At 71.5% G+C, this 17,185-nt stretch carries 12 protein-coding genes; 9 read left to right on the top strand and 3 right to left on the bottom strand.

The annotated features are described in order from the left end of the window. Positions 1–143 precede the first annotated feature (143 nt). Entirely contained in the window at positions 144–2,315 is a 2,172-nt protein-coding gene (locus ACZ4E1_RS28255; protein WP_467544419.1) for a 3-hydroxyacyl-CoA dehydrogenase NAD-binding domain-containing protein, read from the top strand. 31 nt (positions 2,316–2,346) lie between these two features. Here the strand turns inward: ACZ4E1_RS28255 and ACZ4E1_RS28250 are convergent, their stop codons facing one another. Next, on the bottom strand, positions 2,347–3,096 hold the full coding sequence (locus ACZ4E1_RS28250; protein WP_467544415.1) for a MerR family transcriptional regulator: 750 nt from the start codon (positions 3,094–3,096) through the stop codon (positions 2,347–2,349). Positions 3,097–3,386: 290 nt separating this feature from the next. On the opposite strand from ACZ4E1_RS28250, the gene ACZ4E1_RS28245 reads away from it, so the two are divergent. The 3 genes from ACZ4E1_RS28245 to ACZ4E1_RS28235 all read left to right on the top strand — a co-directional run bounded on the left by ACZ4E1_RS28245 (position 3,387) and on the right by ACZ4E1_RS28235 (position 6,463). Further along, positions 3,387–4,859, top strand: coding sequence for an amino acid permease (locus ACZ4E1_RS28245; RefSeq protein ID WP_467544412.1), 1,473 nt, complete (start codon positions 3,387–3,389; stop codon positions 4,857–4,859). Between the two features lie 394 nt (positions 4,860–5,253). Further along, complete coding sequence (locus ACZ4E1_RS28240) at positions 5,254–5,532, top strand: hypothetical protein (protein ID WP_467544408.1); 279 nt, start codon at positions 5,254–5,256, stop codon at positions 5,530–5,532. 67 nt (positions 5,533–5,599) lie between these two features. Then, complete coding sequence (locus ACZ4E1_RS28235) at positions 5,600–6,463, top strand: oxygenase MpaB family protein (protein ID WP_467544406.1); 864 nt, start codon at positions 5,600–5,602, stop codon at positions 6,461–6,463. Positions 6,464–6,588: 125 nt separating this feature from the next. Here ACZ4E1_RS28235 and ACZ4E1_RS28230 read toward each other — a convergent pair whose 3' ends face one another. Beyond that, complete coding sequence (locus ACZ4E1_RS28230) at positions 6,589–8,064, bottom strand: M1 family metallopeptidase (protein WP_467544403.1); 1,476 nt, start codon at positions 8,062–8,064, stop codon at positions 6,589–6,591. 201 nt (positions 8,065–8,265) lie between these two features. Here ACZ4E1_RS28230 and ACZ4E1_RS28225 point away from each other — a divergent pair, with 201 nt between their 5' ends. The 3 genes from ACZ4E1_RS28225 to ACZ4E1_RS28215 all read left to right on the top strand — a co-directional run bounded on the left by ACZ4E1_RS28225 (position 8,266) and on the right by ACZ4E1_RS28215 (position 13,334). Next, positions 8,266–10,242: a Xaa-Pro dipeptidyl-peptidase gene (locus tag ACZ4E1_RS28225; RefSeq protein WP_467544400.1), complete on the top strand. Its 1,977-nt coding sequence runs from the start codon at positions 8,266–8,268 to the stop codon at positions 10,240–10,242. Then, positions 10,239–11,519, top strand: a complete 1,281-nt coding sequence (locus ACZ4E1_RS28220; protein ID WP_467544397.1) for a M14 family metallopeptidase — start codon at positions 10,239–10,241, stop codon at positions 11,517–11,519. Before ACZ4E1_RS28225 ends, ACZ4E1_RS28220 begins: the two co-directional genes overlap by 4 nt. Before the next feature lie 69 nt (positions 11,520–11,588). Next, entirely contained in the window at positions 11,589–13,334 is a 1,746-nt protein-coding gene (locus ACZ4E1_RS28215; protein WP_467544394.1) for a BCCT family transporter, read from the top strand. A 28-nt stretch (positions 13,335–13,362) separates the two neighbouring features. Here ACZ4E1_RS28215 and ACZ4E1_RS28210 read toward each other — a convergent pair whose 3' ends face one another. After that, on the bottom strand, positions 13,363–14,319 hold the full coding sequence (locus ACZ4E1_RS28210; protein ID WP_467544391.1) for an FAD-dependent oxidoreductase: 957 nt from the start codon (positions 14,317–14,319) through the stop codon (positions 13,363–13,365). A gap of 66 nt (positions 14,320–14,385) precedes the next feature. On the opposite strand from ACZ4E1_RS28210, the gene ACZ4E1_RS28205 reads away from it, so the two are divergent. Together ACZ4E1_RS28205 and ACZ4E1_RS28200 are read left to right on the top strand one after the other, a co-directional pair. Then, positions 14,386–15,420, top strand: a complete 1,035-nt coding sequence (locus tag ACZ4E1_RS28205; RefSeq protein WP_467544388.1) for an oxidoreductase — start codon at positions 14,386–14,388, stop codon at positions 15,418–15,420. Positions 15,421–15,457: 37 nt separating this feature from the next. Beyond that, the gene (locus ACZ4E1_RS28200) at positions 15,458–17,095 is read left to right on the top strand and encodes an ABC-F family ATP-binding cassette domain-containing protein (RefSeq protein WP_467544386.1); all 1,638 of its coding nucleotides are present in this window, start codon (positions 15,458–15,460) and stop codon (positions 17,093–17,095) included. The last annotated feature ends 90 nt before the right edge of the window (positions 17,096–17,185 follow it).

The following is a 17,185-nucleotide window of genomic DNA, read 5'->3' as shown; positions in this document are numbered from 1 at the left end:
TATGGGCTACGCGCGGGTGGGCTTTTTCGGGGGGGGGGGTTGTGGCGGCTCAGCCCCCACCCACCCGCACCCGGCGACGAGACCCGGCCCCCCTCCCCGTAGCCGCCACAAAGCGACCCGCACCTGACTTCACGGAGAACACAATGACCGCCAGCTCCACCATCCGCTGGGAACAGGACGACACCGGCATCGTCACCCTCGTCCTCGACGACCCGAACCAGTCCGCGAACACCATGAACCAGGCGTTCAAGGACTCGATCGCCGCGATCGCCGACCGCGCCGAGGCCGAGCGCGACTCGATCCGGGGCATCATCTACACCTCCGCCAAGAAGACCTTCTTCGCGGGCGGTGACCTCAAGGACATGATGAAGGCGGGCCCCGAGGACGCCCAGGCCGTCTTCGAGACCGGCACCGGCATCAAGAACTCGCTGCGCCGCATCGAGACCCTCGGCAAGCCGGTCGTCGCCGCGATCAACGGCGCGGCCCTGGGCGGCGGCTACGAGATCGCCCTCGCCAGCCACCACCGCGTTGCCCTCGACACCCCGGGCTCCAAGATCGGTCTGCCCGAGGTCACGCTCGGCCTGCTCCCGGCCGGCGGCGGCGTCACCCGCACCGTCCGCCTCATGGGCATCGCCGACGCCCTCCTCAAGATCCTCCTCCAGGGCACCCAGTACACCCCGAAGCGGGCGCTGGACAACGGCCTGGTCCACGAGATCGCCGCCACCCCCGAGGAGATGATCGAGAAGGCGAAGGCCTTCATCGACGCCAACCCGGAGTCGCAGCAGCCCTGGGACAAGCCCGGCTACCGCATCCCGGGCGGCACCCCCGCCAACCCGAAGTTCGCGGCGAACCTCCCGGCCTTCCCTGCCAACCTGAAGAAGCAGCTCAACGGCGCGCCCTACCCGGCCCCGCGCAACATCCTCGCCGCCGCCGTCGAGGGCTCGCAGGTCGACTTCGAGACCGCCCTGACCATCGAGGCGCGCTACTTCACCGAGCTGGTCACCGGCCAGACCGCGAAGAACATGATCCAGGCGTTCTTCTTCGACCTCCAGGCCGTCAACTCGGGTGCCAACCGGCCCAAGGGCATCGAGCCCCGCACGGTCCGCAAGGTCGCCGTCCTCGGCGCCGGCATGATGGGCGCCGGCATCGCCTACTCCTGCGCCCGCGCGGGCATCGACGTCGTCCTCAAGGACGTCTCCGCCGAGTCGGCCGCCAAGGGCAAGGCCTACTCGGAGAAGCTCTGCGAGAAGGCCGTCACGCGCGGCCGCACCACGCGGGAGAAGGCGGACGCGCTGCTCGCCCGCATCACGCCGACCGCCGACCCGCAGGACGTCGCCGGCTGCGACGCCGTCATCGAGGCCGTCTTCGAGGACCCGTCGCTCAAGCACAAGGTGTTCCAGGAGATCCAGCACCTCGTCGAGCCCGACGCGCTGCTGTGCTCCAACACCTCGACACTGCCCATCACCGCGCTCGCCGAGGGTGTCGAGCGCCAGGCCGACTTCATCGGTCTGCACTTCTTCTCGCCGGTCGACAAGATGCCGCTCGTCGAGATCATCAAGGGCGAGCGCACCGGCGACGAGGCGCTGGCCCGCGCCTTCGACCTCGTCCGGCAGATCAACAAGACGCCGATCGTCGTCAACGACTCGCGCGGCTTCTTCACCTCGCGCGTCATCGGCCACTTCATGAACGAAGGCATCGCCATGGTCGGCGAGGGCATCGAGCCCGCGTCGGTCGAGCAGGCCGCGGGCCAGGCCGGCTACCCGGCGAAGGTGCTCTCCCTCATGGACGAGCTCACCCTCACCCTGCCGCGCAAGATCCGCAACGAGACGAAGGCCGCGATCACCGAGGCCGGCGGGACCTGGGACACCCACCCCGCCGAGGCCGTCATCGACCGCATGGTCGACGAGTTCGGCCGCACCGGCCGCAGCGGCGGCGCGGGCTTCTACGAGTACGGCGAGGACGGCAAGCGCGCCGGTCTCTGGCCGGGCCTGCGCGAGCACTTCACCAAGGCGGGCCACACCATCCCGTTCGAGGACATGCAGGAGCGCATGCTCTTCAGCGAGGCCCTCGACACGGTGAAGCTGATCGAGGAGGGCGTCCTGACCTCGGTCGCCGACGCCAACATCGGTTCGATCTTCGGCATCGGCTTCCCGGGCTGGACCGGCGGCGTCCTGCAGTACATCAACGGCTACAAGGGCGGCCTGCCCGGCTTCGTGGCCCGCTCGCGCGAGCTGGCCGAGCGCTACGGCGACCGGTTCCTGCCGCCCGCGCTGCTCGTCGAGAAGGCGGAGAAGGGCGAGACCTTCTCCGACTGACCCACCAGGGCCCCACTCCTGCGGGAGGTGTTCAGCTCTCCGAGCGGAACGCCTCCCGCAGTTCCTCGCTCAGGGACCGCTGGAACGCGGTCACCAGCGCCTGCATCACCATCGGCTGCATGTGGGCCGACAGCGACTTCATCGCCGCGACGTGCTCGGGGTCCGACTCCCGCTCCCGGTAGGGGCCCCACACCTCGTCCCGGAACAGCCGCGACAGCTCGTGCGCCGCCTCCCGCGCGTGATCGAGCAGCACGGTCCGCGAGGCCAGGATCGTCTCGTGCGCGATCGGCACGTCGAGCAGCTGCACGCCGAGCCGCAGCAGCGCCACGTCCACCCGGTACGCGTCCGCCTCGTCCTCGTAGCCGACGACGCCCATCGCCGACAGCCGGTCCAGATCGGCGCCGGACAGCGGGCGCCCGGCCCGGCGCTCCAGTTCCGCGAGGCTCATCTCCTCCGCCGTGTCCGGCGCCCAGCTCGCCACGACGGCCCGGTGGATCGCCAGGTCGTGCGCGCTCAGGTCCGCCGGCAGCTGCTCCACGTACCGCTCGATCGCGGCCAGGGTCATGCCCTGGTGCTGGAGCTCCTCGATGAGCGCGAGCCGGGAGAGATGGTCCTGTCCGTAGTGCCCGACCCGGCGCGGCCCGATGACCGGCGGCGGGAGCAGCCCCTTGGTGCTGTAGAAGCGGATGGTGCGGACCGTCACGCCCGCGCGGGCCGCCAGTTCGTCGACGGTCAGCGTCGGGCCCGACACCGTCCCGGCGTCCTCGATGTCCGTCGTCATCCTCGTCCTCGTACGCGTGCGATCGGGTTCTACAGTATTGCTGACACACCTACGGTGTGAAAGTCCGTGGGCAGGTGCTTCGGCGGCATACACCCGCGTTCGAGTCTCTGCATAGAGGCGTCCCGCCATGTGAGAAGCGCCGCTATGTGATCTCCGCCACCGCGTGTTCCGGGATGTGTGGGGGAAGGTGCACCGTCGGTCCGCGCGCTGTCAGGGGTGTCGCGGACCGGAGCACATCCGGACCCCGGCGGCCCCCACGTCGCCGGGCACCACAGAGTGGACACCCCCACGTGAGCAAGGACGCCGTCACCACGGCTATGGACGCATCCCGCACAGATGCGTCCCAGGCGCCCGCCGATGCGGGCGACGCCGGTTACAGCAAGGACCTCAAGGCCCGCCACGTCAACATGATCGCGATCGGTGGCGCGATCGGCACCGGACTCTTCCTCGGAGCGGGAGGCCGCCTCCACTCGGCAGGCCCCGCCCTCGCCGTCGCGTACCTCGTGTGCGGCATCTTCGCCTTCTTCGTCGTGCGCGCCCTCGGTGAGCTGGTCCTGTACCGGCCCTCCTCCGGCTCGTTCGTCTCCTACGCCCGTGAGTTCCTGGGCGAGAAGGGCGCGTACGTCGCCGGTTGGATGTACTTCCTCAACTGGTCGACCACCGGCATCGCCGACATCACGGCGATCGCCCTGTACACGCACTACTGGAGCTTCTTCACGAGCATCCCGCAGTGGGTGCTGGCCCTGATCGCCCTCGCGGTGGTCCTCGCCATCAACCTGATCTCCGTGAAGATCTTCGGCGAGATGGAGTTCTGGTTCGCGATCGTCAAGGTCGCCGCCCTGGTCGGCTTCATGTTCGTCGGCATCTTCCTGCTGGTCACCCAGCACGACGTGGGCGGCCAGACGCCCGGTCTGAGCGTCATCACGGACAACGGCGGCTTCCTGCCGCACGGCATGATGCCCGTCGTCCTCGTGATGCAAGGTGTCGTCTTCGCCTACGCGTCCCTGGAGCTGGTCGGTGTCGCCGCGGGCGAGACCGCCGAGCCGCACAAGGTCGTGCCCCGCGCGGTGAACTCGATCATGTGGCGTGTCGGCCTCTTCTACGTGGGCTCGGTCATCCTGCTCGCGCTGCTCCTGCCCGGCGTCGTGTACTCCGCCGACGAGAGCCCGTTCGTCACCGTCCTCTCCCGCATCGGCGTCCCTGCCGCCGGTGACGTGATGAACCTCGTGGTCCTCACCGCCGCCATGTCGTCGCTGAACTCCGGCCTCTACTCCACCGGCCGCATCCTGCGCTCCATGGCGATGGCCGGCTCCGCGCCCCGCTTCACGGCCGTGATGAACAAGAACCAGGTGCCCTACGGCGGCATCCTGCTCACCGCGGGCGTCGGCGTCCTCGGCGTCGTCCTGAACAGCGTCGTGCCCGGCAAGGCCTTCGAGATCGTGCTGAACGTCGCCTCGCTCGGCATCATCAGCACCTGGATCATCATCATGATCTGCCACCTCGCCTTCGTCCGGCGGGCCAAGGAGGGCCTGGTCCAGCGCCCGCACTTCAAGCTGCCCGGCAGCGGCGTCACCGAGTACGTGACGATCGCCTTCCTGCTGGCCGTGCTCGGCCTCATGTGGAAGGACCCCGAGGTCGGCCGCAAGACCCTGTACCTCATCCCGATCGTCGCGGCGCTGCTCGTCCTCGGCTGGTTCGGCGTCCGCCGCCGCGTCGAGCGCACGGCGACCGAGGAACTGACCAAGGTGGCCCAGGGCGACTGACCCCGCCCGTTGTCAGTGCCCCGGCCTACGGTGGCGTCATGTCGGAGATCACGTATGTCCGGGGTGACGCCACCGCCGCGTTCGGCCGGGGCCCGTGGGTGACCTGACCCGTCCATGGCCGGCTGCCGCCCGGTGGGGCTTCTCACGCAGTTCCCCGCGCCCCTGAAATGCATGCCCTTCGGGCGCATTTCCCCGATGAGATCGCGCACGAAGTGCGCATCTCAGGGGCGCGGGGAACTGCGCGGCCAGCCCCCACCGGGCGGCACCCGGCGACGAGAGACCCAGCCCCGCGGCGGGCCGCCGAACCGAGCGCCTCGTGCGCTGTCGGATACCCGTGACCGTGTACGACCACGACGGGTGACATCACGTCCCGCCCTGCGGGTAGGAACCAGCCATGGCGATGGTTCCGTGGCGCGTCCAGGTCAAGGCGGGACGACTCGCCGTACTCGCGGTCGCGCTCGCGACGGCACTCGTCACCTCCGCACGGCTGCGCCCCCGGCGGGACGGAGCGTCGGCCCCGCCGGCCGGCCCCAGCGGCCTGCGCGCCCGGATCGTCCCCGCGCGCCCCGCACCCGCACGGGTCACCGAGCACTCCGCCGCCGTCAGCGACCTGTGCACCTGCGTCTCCGAACTCGCCTCCGACCTGGCCAAACGCTACGGCGGCGAGACCTAGCACCGGCCGTCCGGCGCATACTGGATCACACACCACACCCGTACGAGGCCGCCCCACGGGACACACCATGACGCAGCACGATCCGGCTCCGCCCCCGCCCGGCGGCATCCTGTGGGAGACCGCCGGTGACATCCGCTCGCTGCTCGCGCTGCCCGCCGCGTTCGTCCTCCAGGTCGCCCACCCCGCCGTCGGTGCGGGCGTCGACGACCACTCCGTCTTCCGCACCGACCCCTGGGGCCGTGGCGCCCGCTCCCTCAACTCCGTACTCCTGTGGGTGTACGGGGGCGAAGCCGCGGTCGAGGAGGGGCGCCGGCTGCGACGCGTCCATCGCACAGTGCGGGGCACGGACCCGAGCGGCCGGCGCTATCACGCGCTGACCCCCGCGTACTACGCCTGGGTCCACGCCACCGGGTACCCCGTCGCGCGGTACGCCCGCCGCTACTTCGCGCGCCCCTTCACCGTCGAGGAGGACGAGCGGTTCTACGCGGAGTGGCTGATGGTCGGGCGGATCCTCGGCATCCGGGACCGGGACATGCCGCAGACCACGGCCGAGTTCTGGCCGTACTACCACCGGATGCTGGCTCTGGAGATCGCGCCGAACGCGGTGGTCCGCGAGCTGACGTCCGCGCGCCGCGCGTTGCCGGCCCCGCCGGGCGCTGCGCGGCTCGTCTGGCCCTTGGTGCGGCCGATTCTCGTACGGGGTCTGCGGTTTCTGTCGGTCGGGTTGTTGCCGCCGGAGGCGCGGGTCGCCCTGGGCCTCGACTGGTCGCCCCGCGACGAGCGCCGGCTCCGCCGCTTCGCGGCCCTGGTCCGCCTGACCGTCCCCCACCTCCCGGAACGCCTCCGCTACCTGAGCGTGGCCCGCGAGGCGAGGTCGGAACTTCGCCTACGGGCCGGTGGGGGCGGGCCGCGCAGTTCCCCGCGCCCCTGAGATGCGCACTTCGTGCGCGATCTCATCGGGCGCTCGCCCGTCGGGGAAATGCGACGCGAAGCGTCTGCATTTCAGGGGCGCGGGGAACTGCGCGAGAAGCCCCACCGGAGCCGCAGACGAACGGATCAGCGCACGTCGTGGATCGAGTTCGTCGCCGCGATCCGCTGGAAGGACTTCGGCTCCCGCACCGGCGCGGCAGCGCTCAGCGCCGGAGCGGCAGGCTTCACCGGCTGATACAGCCACGTGTCGAACAGCGGACCGAGCTTCTTCCCGGAGACGGACTCCGCGTACGCCACGAAGTCGGAGACCTCCGCGTTCCCGTACGCGTGCTGCTGCGGCCACCCCTTCAGAACGGCGAAGAACTTCTTCTCGCCGACCTCGTTGCGCAGCGCCTGGAGCGCCAGCGCCCCCCGGTCGTACACGGCCCCGGCGAACTGGTTCTCCGCGCCGGGATCCCCGGGCTTGACCGTCCAGAACGCGTCGTCCGCCGGGTGCTGCGCGTACACGTAGTCCGCGAGCTCCTGCGCCGTGCCCTCGCCCTCCTTCTCCGACCAGAGCCACTGGGCGTAGCGGGCGAAGCCCTCGTTGATCCAGATGTCCTTCCAGTTCTTCACGGAGACGCTGTCGCCGTACCACTGGTGGGCCAGCTCATGGACGACGACGGACACGTTCGCCCCGTTCGCGAACTGCTTGGGGGAGTAGAACGGCCGGGTCTGGGTCTCCAGGGCGAACCCGGACGGCACGTTGGGGACGTAGCCGCCGAGCGCCTCGAAGGGATACTTGCCGTAGATCGATTCCAGCCACTCGGCGACCTCGACGGTCCGCTCGACGCTGGCCTTCGCGGCGCCCTCGTTCGCGCCGAGGTCCTTGCTGTAGGCGTTGAGGACCGGCAGGCCGTCCGCGGTCTTGTCGGTGGTGATGTCGAACTTGCCGACCGCGAGCGTCGCCAGGTACGTGGCCTGCGGGTGGCTGGAGCGCCAGTTGAAGCGGGTCCAGCCGAGCTTCGAGGTCTGCGACTGGAGCGTGCCGTTGGAGATGGCCTGGGTGCCGTCCGGCACCGCGACCGAGATGTCGTAGGTGGCCTTGTCGAGCGGGTGGTCGTTCGACGGGAACCACCAGGCCGCCGACTCCGGCTCGTTGGCGAACACGGCGCCGTCCGGAGTGCGCTGCGGGGACGTGAAGCCCCACAGCTTCAGCTCCGAGGGCTTGCCCGCGTACTTGACGACGACGGAGAACGAGGTGCCCTTCGGCAGCCCGGCCGCCGGGGTCACCTCCAGCTCCTGTTCGCCGGACTTGGCGAACGCCGCCTTCTTGCCGTTCACCCGGACCTCGCTGACATCGAGCCCGAGGTCGAGGTCGAACCGCGACAGGTCCTGCGTGGAGGTGGCGATGATCGTCGCCGTGCCCTCCAGCAGGTCCGTCTTCGGCTGGTACTTCAGACGCAGGTCGTAGTGGGAGACGTCGTAGCCGCCGTTCCCGTACGTCGGGTAGTAGGGATCGCCGATGCCCGAGGCCCCGGGCTCGAAGTCGGCGGCCGATGCCGGGATCGCCAGCAGGAGGGAGGCCGCGATCGCGCCGGGGACGATGAGTCTGCGGTACACAAAAGCTCCAAGTCGTAGGGACGGACACGGGGTTGAGCTCGTCCGCGAGCCTATTCAGCACCCGTGCCCCAGGTCATGTCCATGGCCCCGCCTGTCACACGATCGCCATTCGGCCGACATGCGCCTGGACGCCCCACGGACCTGACCTCGGCCCGGGCGGCCCTCTGTCGCACAGCAGTTGACCCGTGTACCTTCCGCGCCATGCCGATACCTGCCAGACGCACGCACCGCCTCTGGAGCACCTTCGCCGCCGCGGTCACCGCCGCCCTGCTCGCCGTGCTGCTCGTGCCGGGTGCCGCCCGCGCCGCCGCCGACGACGGCGCGCGCGAGTCCCGGCCCGTCTACGCGTACGACACCGCGATCCGTGAGTCCGTCTGGGTCGACACCCGGCTCGACGGGGACGGGGACGGGAGGACGGACCGGGTCGCCGTCGACATCGTCCGCCCCCGCGAGCCCGCGGCCCAGGGCCGTCGCATCCCCGTGATCATGGACGCCAGCCCGTACTACTCCTGCTGCGGGCGCGGCAACGAGAGCCAGAAGAAGACGTACGACGCCGACGGGAACGTCGTGCAGATGCCGCTCTTCTACGACAACTACTTCGTGCCGCGCGGCTACGCGGTGATCGGCGTCGACCTCGCCGGAACCAATCGCTCCGACGGCTGTGTCGACGTCGGAGGCCGCTCCGACATCCAGTCCGCCAAGGCCGTCGTCGACTGGCTGAACGGCCGCGCCACGGGCTACACCACCCGCACCGGCGGCGAACGCGCCCGCGCGGACTGGAGCAACGGCCGCACCGGCATGATCGGCAAGAGCTACGACGGCACGATCGCCAACGGCGTCGCCGCGACCGGCGTCGAGGGCCTGGAGACCATCGTGCCGATCGGCGGCATCTCCTCCTGGTACGACTACTACTTCCAGCAGGGCGCCCCGCTCTACGACTCGGGCCCCGAGTGGCTGTCCGACTACGTCGAGAGCCCCGAGGCACGTACCCACTGCGCCGCCGTGCAGAAGCGACTTGTCGACGAAGCGCCCCGCAGCGGTGACTGGACCGGGCTGTGGCAGGAGCGCGACTACGTCAAGGACGCGAGCAAGGTGAAGGCCAGCGTCTTCGTCGTGCACGGCATGCAGGACCTCAACGTCCGCGCCAAGCACTTCGGCCAGTGGTGGGAGGCGCTCGCGCGGAACGGCGTCGAGCGCAAGATCTGGCTCGCGCAGACCGGCCACGTCGACCCGTTCGACTTCCGGCGCGCCCAGTGGGTCGACACCCTGCACCGCTGGTTCGACCACGAACTGCTCGGCTACGACAACGGCATCGACCGCGAACCCATGGCCGACATCGAGCGCGCCCCCGACCGCTGGACCACCGACCGCGTCTGGCCGCCGGCCGCGACCCGCACCACCGCCCTGCGCCCCGGCACCGGCGGCGCCCCCGGCGTCGGCACCCTGAGCCTCGAACCGGGCACCGGCATCGCGCAGTTCACCGACGACCCGTCCCGCTCCGAGACCGACTGGGCGGCCGACCTGGAGACCGGCACCCCGGACAAGGCCGGCTTCCTCAGCCGCCCGCTCGGTGAGGACCTGCGTCTGTCCGGCTCCTCGAAGGTCACGGTCACCGCCACCCCGACGACCCCGACCGCCCACCTCAGCGCCGTGCTCGTGGACCTCGGCCCCGCCACGATCCGCGACTTCAGCGGCTCCGGCGAGGGCATCGACACGCTGACCGACCGCACCTGCTGGGGCCCGAGCACGCCCGGCGACAGCTCCTGCTTCCTCGCCACCCGGGCCGCGACCGCCGACGTCGGCGCGACCGTGTTCAGCCGCGGCTGGACCGACCTCGGCACCTACGCCGACCCGGCGAAGGGCCGGCAGCTCAAGCCCGGCACGCCGTACACGCTCACGATCTCCCTCGCCGCGAGCGACCACGTCGTGCCGAAGGGGCACCGGCTCGCTCTGATCGTCGCCGGCACCGACAAGGACCTCATCGACCATCCGTCGACCCGGCCCACGCTCACGCTCGACCTGTCCCGCACGGCGGCCCGCGTGCCCGTCGTCGGCGGAGCCGCCGCGTTCGCCGCCGCCACCGCGGGACCCACCGTCGCCACCCCCCAACCCTCCGCGGCCGACGGGCCCAGCACCTTCCGGCCCGGCCGCCCCGTCCCGGGAGGCAGCAACCGATGAGACTCAGCAGACTGGCCCTGACCGCCTGCGCCACCGCGGCGCTCGCCGCGCCCCTCGTGGTCACGTCCCCGGCCCAGGCCACCGGCCACCCGCCCCGCACCGGCTTCGAGGAGACGGGCGGGGCCCGCTGGACCAGCCAGCCCGAGGAGCAGCGCCTCCTCGCCGACCTCGACGAGGCCTCCGACCGCGTCTCCGTCTCCCGGATCGGCACCACGAAGCAGGGCCGGCCGCTCCAGCTCGTCCGCGTCGGGGAGCGCACCACCACCCACACCGTGCTGCTGATCTGCAGCCAGCACGGCAACGAGCCCTCCGGCCGCGAGGCCTGCCTCACCAAGGTGCGCGACCTCGCCTACGACAAGGACCCGGCCACCCGCGCCTTCCTGTCCCGCACCACCCTCCTCGTCGTGCCGACCGCCAACCCCGACGGCCGCGCCGCGAACACCCGGGGCAACTCCGACGGCGTCGACATCAACCGCGACCACGTCGCCCTGGAGACCGCCGAGGCCCGCGCGATGGCCGCCGTCATCCGCGACCGTGAGCCGGACGTCATCTACGACCTGCACGAGTACGGGGCCACCCCCGAGTACTACGACAAGGACCTCTTCGACCTCTGGCCCCGCAACCTCAACACGGACCCGGCCGTGCACGACGAGGCCCGCACCCTCTCGGGGACGTACGTGCGGCCCGCCGCGGAAGCCGCCGGGCACTCCACGGGCACGTACGGCATCTGGACCGACCCCGTCACCGGCGAACCGGTCAAGCAGACCGCGGGCGACGGACAGGAGCGCATCCTGCGCAATCTCTCCGGGCTCAAGCACGCGGTCGGCCTGCTCATCGAGAGCCGCGTCGACCCGGGCACCCCCGAGGAGGAGGCCGACCCCGCGCTCAACAACCGGCGCCGCCGCGACTCCCAGCTCGCGGCGCTCGGCGGCCTGTTCGACTTCGCCCAGGAGCGGCGCGGCCAGATCGAGACGGCGACCGGCGCCGCCCGGGTGGCCGGACTGCGCGACACCGGACCGGTCTACGTGGGCGGCGCCGACAACGACCCGGCCGAACCCGCCGAGGTCATCCAGGACCCGCCCTGCGGATACCGGCTCACCGCGGACCAGTACGCCGAGGTCGGGGACGAACTGGCGCTGCACGGCATCTCCGTACGGAAATCGGGTAGCGGGGTCCTCGTGCCGCTCCGGCAGTCGGAACGGGCCCTGGTCGCGCTGCTGCTCGATGCCCGCGCCACGTACCACCTGACCGAAGGGACCCCCGACACAGCGTGCTGAAGAGGTGTGGGACGCGCCGTTTGTGGTAGGCCCTAAAGGGTGACAAAACCTCAGAATCCACCCACGGGCGTGCCCCTCCCCGATCAGGGGCCGGCCGGTGGCCGGAGCCCGGCCACCGACCGGATCGTCTTCGGCGTCACCGCCGTGCTCACCCTGGCCTTCGTGGTCTGGGGATCCGTCGCCACCGACAACCTCGAGAGCGTCTCGACCCGGCTGCTCAACGGCCTGATCCACAACGGCGGCTGGGCGTTCATGCTCGCCGCGAGCGGCTTCGTCGTGTTCGCCCTGTGGCTCGCGGTCAGCCGCTACGGGAAGATCCACCTCGGTGCCGAGGGGGAGGAGCCCGAGTTCCGCACGGTCTCCTGGGTCGCGATGATGTTCAGCGCAGGCATGGGCATCGGCCTCATGTTCTACGGCGTCAGCGAGCCGCTCGCGCACTTCACGAAGCCGCCGCCGGGCACCGATCCGGCCGACGCCGCACAGGCCATGGAGACGGCCATGGCGACCACGCTCTTCCACTGGACGCTGCACCCGTGGGCGATCTACGCGGTCGTCGGACTCGCCATCGCCTACAGCACCTTCCGCCGCCGCAGACGGCAGACGATCTCCTCCGTCTTCGTGCCGCTGATCGGCGAGGAACGGGCGCACGGCGCCTGGGGCCGGGTCATCGACATCCTCGCCATCTTCGCCACCCTGTTCGGCTCCGCGGCCTCGCTCGGCCTCGGCGCGCTCCAGATCGGCTCCGGCTTCGAGGTCCTGAACTGGATGGACAAGGTCAGCACCGGCCTCCTCGTGGCCATCATCGCCGTGCTCACCGTCGCGTTCGTCGCCTCCGCCATCTCCGGTGTGGAGAAGGGCATCCAGTGGCTGTCGAACATCAACATGGTGCTCGCGCTCATCCTGGCCGTCTTCGTGTTCATCGCCGGGCCGACCATCATCGTGCTCGACCTGATCCCGACCTCGCTCGGCGCCTACCTCGGTGACCTGCCCCAGCTCGTCGGCCGCACCGAGGCCTCCAGCGGCAAGGGCGTCGCCGACTGGCTCGGCAGCTGGACCGTCTTCTACTGGGCCTGGTGGATCTCCTGGACGCCCTTCGTCGGCATGTTCATCGCCCGCATCAGCCGCGGCCGGACCATCCGCCAGTTCGTCGGCGGCGTCATCCTGGTCCCGTCCACGGTCAGCCTGATCTGGTTCGCGATCTTCGGCGGCACCTCGATGAAGCTGAAGGAGCGTGGCGAGCTCGGCGGCGCGGACACCCCGGAGGCTCAGCTCTTCGGCGTGCTCCACGAGTACCCGATCGCCACCGCCACGAGCCTGCTCGTCATGATCCTCGTCGGGATCTTCTTCGTCTCCGGCGCGGACGCCGCCTCCATCGTGATGGGCACCCTGTCGCAGAAGGGAGCCCTCGAACCCGGCCGGTTCGTCGTCATCTTCTGGGGCGTGGTCACCGGCGCCGTGGCCGCCGTCATGCTGCTGATCGGCAACGGCTCGGGCAACGCCCTCACCGGCCTGCAGAACCTCACGATCCTCGTCGCGGCCCCTTTCACCCTCGTCATGATCGGCATGTGCGTGTCCCTCATGCGCGACCTGCGCCAGGACCCGCTCATCGTCCGCGGCAACATGGGCATCGAGGTCGTCGAGGCCGCCGTCGTCGCCGGACACGAGAAGTACGGCGGCGAGTTCGAGATCCGCATCGGCCCCGGCGACAGCCTGGAGACCGAGGGCGACCCGATCGGCAAGCACCTCCACCGCGAACCCGGCGCCGAACCGGACCCCGAGGAGGAGAGCGACACCCCGCCGCTCGCCAAGGACTGACCCGTCGCGCAGGAGGCGCCGGGGCCCGTCAGGCGTCCTGCCCGGCCAGGCCCTCGACGAGCCCCGCCGCCTCCTCCGCGCAGCCCCACGCCACCGTCACACCGGCGCCCCCGTGCCCGTAGTTGTGCACCAGGACCCGGCCCGTGGCGGTGACCTCCCGCTCGATGCGCACCGTCGGACGCGCCGGGCGCAGCCCCACCCGGTGGCCCAGCACCCGCATCGCGGCGATCTCCGGCCGCACGGCCGCGCAGCGCCTGACGATCGCCGCCGCGACCGCCGGATCCGGCTCCAGCGACCAGTCGTCCTCCTCGGCCGTGCCGCCCAGGATCAGCCCGCCCGGCTGCGGGAAGAAGTACGTCGTCGCGTCCGAACCCTCGTCCGCCGACACGTACCAGTGGCGCACCCCCGGGTTCCGTACGACGACCAGCTGACCGCGCACCGGCCGCACCGACAGGTCCGGCACCAGCTCGCGCGCCCCGAGCCCCGTGCAGTTCACGACCGCCGGGGCCGCCGCCAGCGCCTCGTCGAGGGACGCCACCGTGCGCGTCTCCATGACCACCCCGGCCCGCTCGGCCTCCTCCCGCAACAGGCGCAGATGCACCGGCATGTCGAGCAGCGGCAGCCGCGCCGCGAGCCCCCGTGAGGTGTCCCGCAGCCCCGTCACCGCGGCCGCCCAGGTGCCGAGCCCGGCCAGCCGGGTGCCCGCGTGCACGCCCTCGACCATCCGCACGCCCGTCTCGTCCGGCCGCGCCGCCCACTCCTCGTACCGGCGCAGCGACCGCAGCGACCACGGCCCCACCCGCTCCACCGGATCGATCCGGTACGGCCACCACAGGGCGCCCGCCACCGCCGAGGTGGTGCGGTCCACCGGGTCCCTGGACCAGATCCGCACCCGCCGCCCGCGCTCCGCCAGCGTCAGCGCGGTGGACATCCCGATCACACCGCCGCCGACCACGATCACTTCGCCGCTCACGTGACTGTTCACGCCGGGACCGTAGCGGAATGTGGCATGCCGTGCTCACATCAGGCATCAGGTGGGAATACTCACCGCATGTCTGCCGAGTACGCGACCTTCGGCCTGGCACCGGCGATGCGCGCCGGTGGAGTCCTCGCCAACGGTGACTACCAAGTCCACCGGGACTTCGTGGACTTCATCGTCGACGGGCGCCCGCTGCTGTTCCAGCTCTCCGACCTCGACGCGGTCTCCCCGCTGGCCGCCGACATCCCACCCGCCCTCTTCACCGGCCACGTCAGGAGCCTGCTCCTGGAGGCCGAGGCCCCGCTCGCCGAGGGCCGCCACGTCATCTACGGCTGCCCCGAGTGCGAGGGACTGGAATGCGGCGCCGTCACCGCCGCCATCGAACCGGCCGGGGACGGCACCGACGACGTCGTCTGGCGCGACTTCGCCTGGCAGACCGACGAACACGCCGACCTGGAGCTCAACGGCTACCACGGCATAGGGCCGTTCCGCTTCCGCGGCGCCGAGTACCGCGCCGCGCTCGGCCGGCTGCTCGCCGACGCCGCCGAACCGCCCGTCCGCCGCCGCGTCCTGCTCATCGGCGCCCGCGTCGCCGTCCTCGCCAAGCTCGCCGCCGCCCTGCGCACCATCGGCATCGGCGCCGAGATCGTCCACGACGCCTCCGGCGTCCCCGCCGAGGAACTGCGCACCTACGGCGCCGTCGCGTTCGGCCGCGCCGTCGGCGAGACGCAGCGCACGGCCGTCCGGCGCCAGTTCGAGGAGGCCGGCGTCGACATCGCGTACGTGGACGGACTCGCGCCGATCGTCCCGCTGCTCGTCGCCCAGATCGAGGCCGCCCTCGACCGCGGCCCGGAGACCCGGCGCCGGCTCACCGGACTCGTCGCCGCCGACGGCGCCGCGGTACTCGAGGTCACCTCCACCTGCCGGGTCCGGCTCACCGCCTACCGCCTCGACCGCCTCTACCGCACCCACACCCTCGACGTCTTCGACGACGTGCTCGGCCCCGGCCGGCACCGCATCCCGCTCGACGCCCGGGCGACCAGGGGAGAGGCCTTCCTCGTGGCCCGCACCACCGGCAGCGTCCTGGTGGCACCCATGGCACGCTGATCCGCCCCGGGGGACAGGCCTTAGGATCGGCGGCCTGATGACTGCCACTCTCGTAGCCAAGAACCTCGCCGCCGGCCACGGTGACCGCTCCCTGTTCACCGGGCTCGACCTCGTCGTCGCCCCCGGCGACGTGATCGGCCTCGTCGGCGCCAACGGCGCGGGCAAGTCCACCCTGCTGCGCCTCCTCGCGGGCCTCGGCACCCCCGAGGAGGGCGAACTGCGGCTCTCCCCGCCCGGCGCGACCGTCGGCCACCTGCCGCAGGAGCCGGAGCGCCGCCCCGGCGAGACGATCCGGGAGTTCCTCGCCCGCCGCACCGGCGTCGCCGAGGCCCAGCGCGTCATGGACGAGGCCACCCAGGCCCTGGTCGACGGCGCGCCCGGCGCCGACGACGCCTACGCGACGAGCCTGGAGCGCTGGCTTGACCTCGGCGGCGCCGACCTCGACGAGCGTGCCGAGGAGGTCGCCGGCCAGCTCGGCCTGACCATCGGCCTCGACCAGGCCATGACCTCGCTCTCCGGCGGCCAGGCCGCCCGCGCGGGCCTCGCCTCGCTGCTGCTCTCCCGCTACGACGTCTTCCTCCTGGACGAGCCGACCAACGACCTGGACCTCGACGGCCTGGAGCGCCTGGAGAGCTTCGTACGGGGCCTGCGCGCCGGCACCGTCGTCGTCAGCCACGACCGCGAGTTCCTCACCCGCACCGTCACCAAGGTCCTCGAACTCGACCTGGTCCAGCAGCAGATCAACCTCTACGGGGGCGGCTACGAGGCCTACCTGGAGGAGCGCGACGTGGCCCGCCGGCACGCCCGCGACGAGTACGAGGAGTACGCCGACAAGAGGGCCGCCCTGGAGGGCCGGGCCCAGATGCAGCGCTCCTGGATGGACAAGGGCGTCAAGAACGCGCGGCGCAAGGCGAGCGACAACGACAAGATCGGTCGCAAGTTCCGCAGCGAGTCCAGTGAGAAGCAGGCTGCCAAGGCCCGCCAGACGCAGCGCATGATCGAGCGCCTCGACGTCGTCGACGAGCCCCGCAAGGAGTGGGAGCTGCGCATGGAGATCGCGGCCGCCCCGCGCTCCGGCGCCGTCGTCGCCTCCCTGCGCGACGCCGAACTGGCCCGCGGCGACTTCCGCCTCGGCCCGGTCACCCTCCAGATCGACTGGGCCGACCGCGTCGCGATCACCGGGGCGAACGGCGCCGGCAAGTCGACCCTCCTCGCCGCCCTCCTGGGCCGCGCGCCGCTCGACTCCGGCCACGCCGCGCTCGGCCCCGGCGTCGTCGTCGGCGAGGTCGACCAGGCCCGCGCGCTGTTCCACGGCCCCGAGACCCTGCTCGACGCGTTCTGCGCCGCCGTGCCCGACACGGCGCCGGCCGACGTGCGCACCCTGCTCGCCAAGTTCGGCCTGAAGGCGGACCACGTGCTGCGCCCCGCCGAGACCCTCTCACCCGGCGAACGCACCCGCGCCGCCCTCGCCCTCCTCCAGGGCCGGGGCGTCAACCTCCTGGTCCTGGACGAGCCCACCAACCACCTCGACCTGCCGGCCATCGAGCAGCTGGAATCGGCCCTGGACTCCTACGAGGGCACCCTGCTCCTGGTCACGCACGACCGGCGCATGCTCGACGCGGTGCACGTCGGGCGCCGCCTCGAAGTGGCCGACGGCAAGGTGACCGAGCGCTAGGGCGTGTGTCGAAAGTCCCGCCTGCCCCGCGGCGCCCGGCACGCACGCTCGCGGCGTTGCCGAAACGACCTAATAGCTCCGCTATGAGGA

The sequence above is a fragment of the Streptomyces sp. NPDC025806 genome (assembly GCF_055558275.1).
Note: the sequence above shows the minus strand (reverse complement) of the source record. Positions and strands in the feature narration are given on the sequence as shown.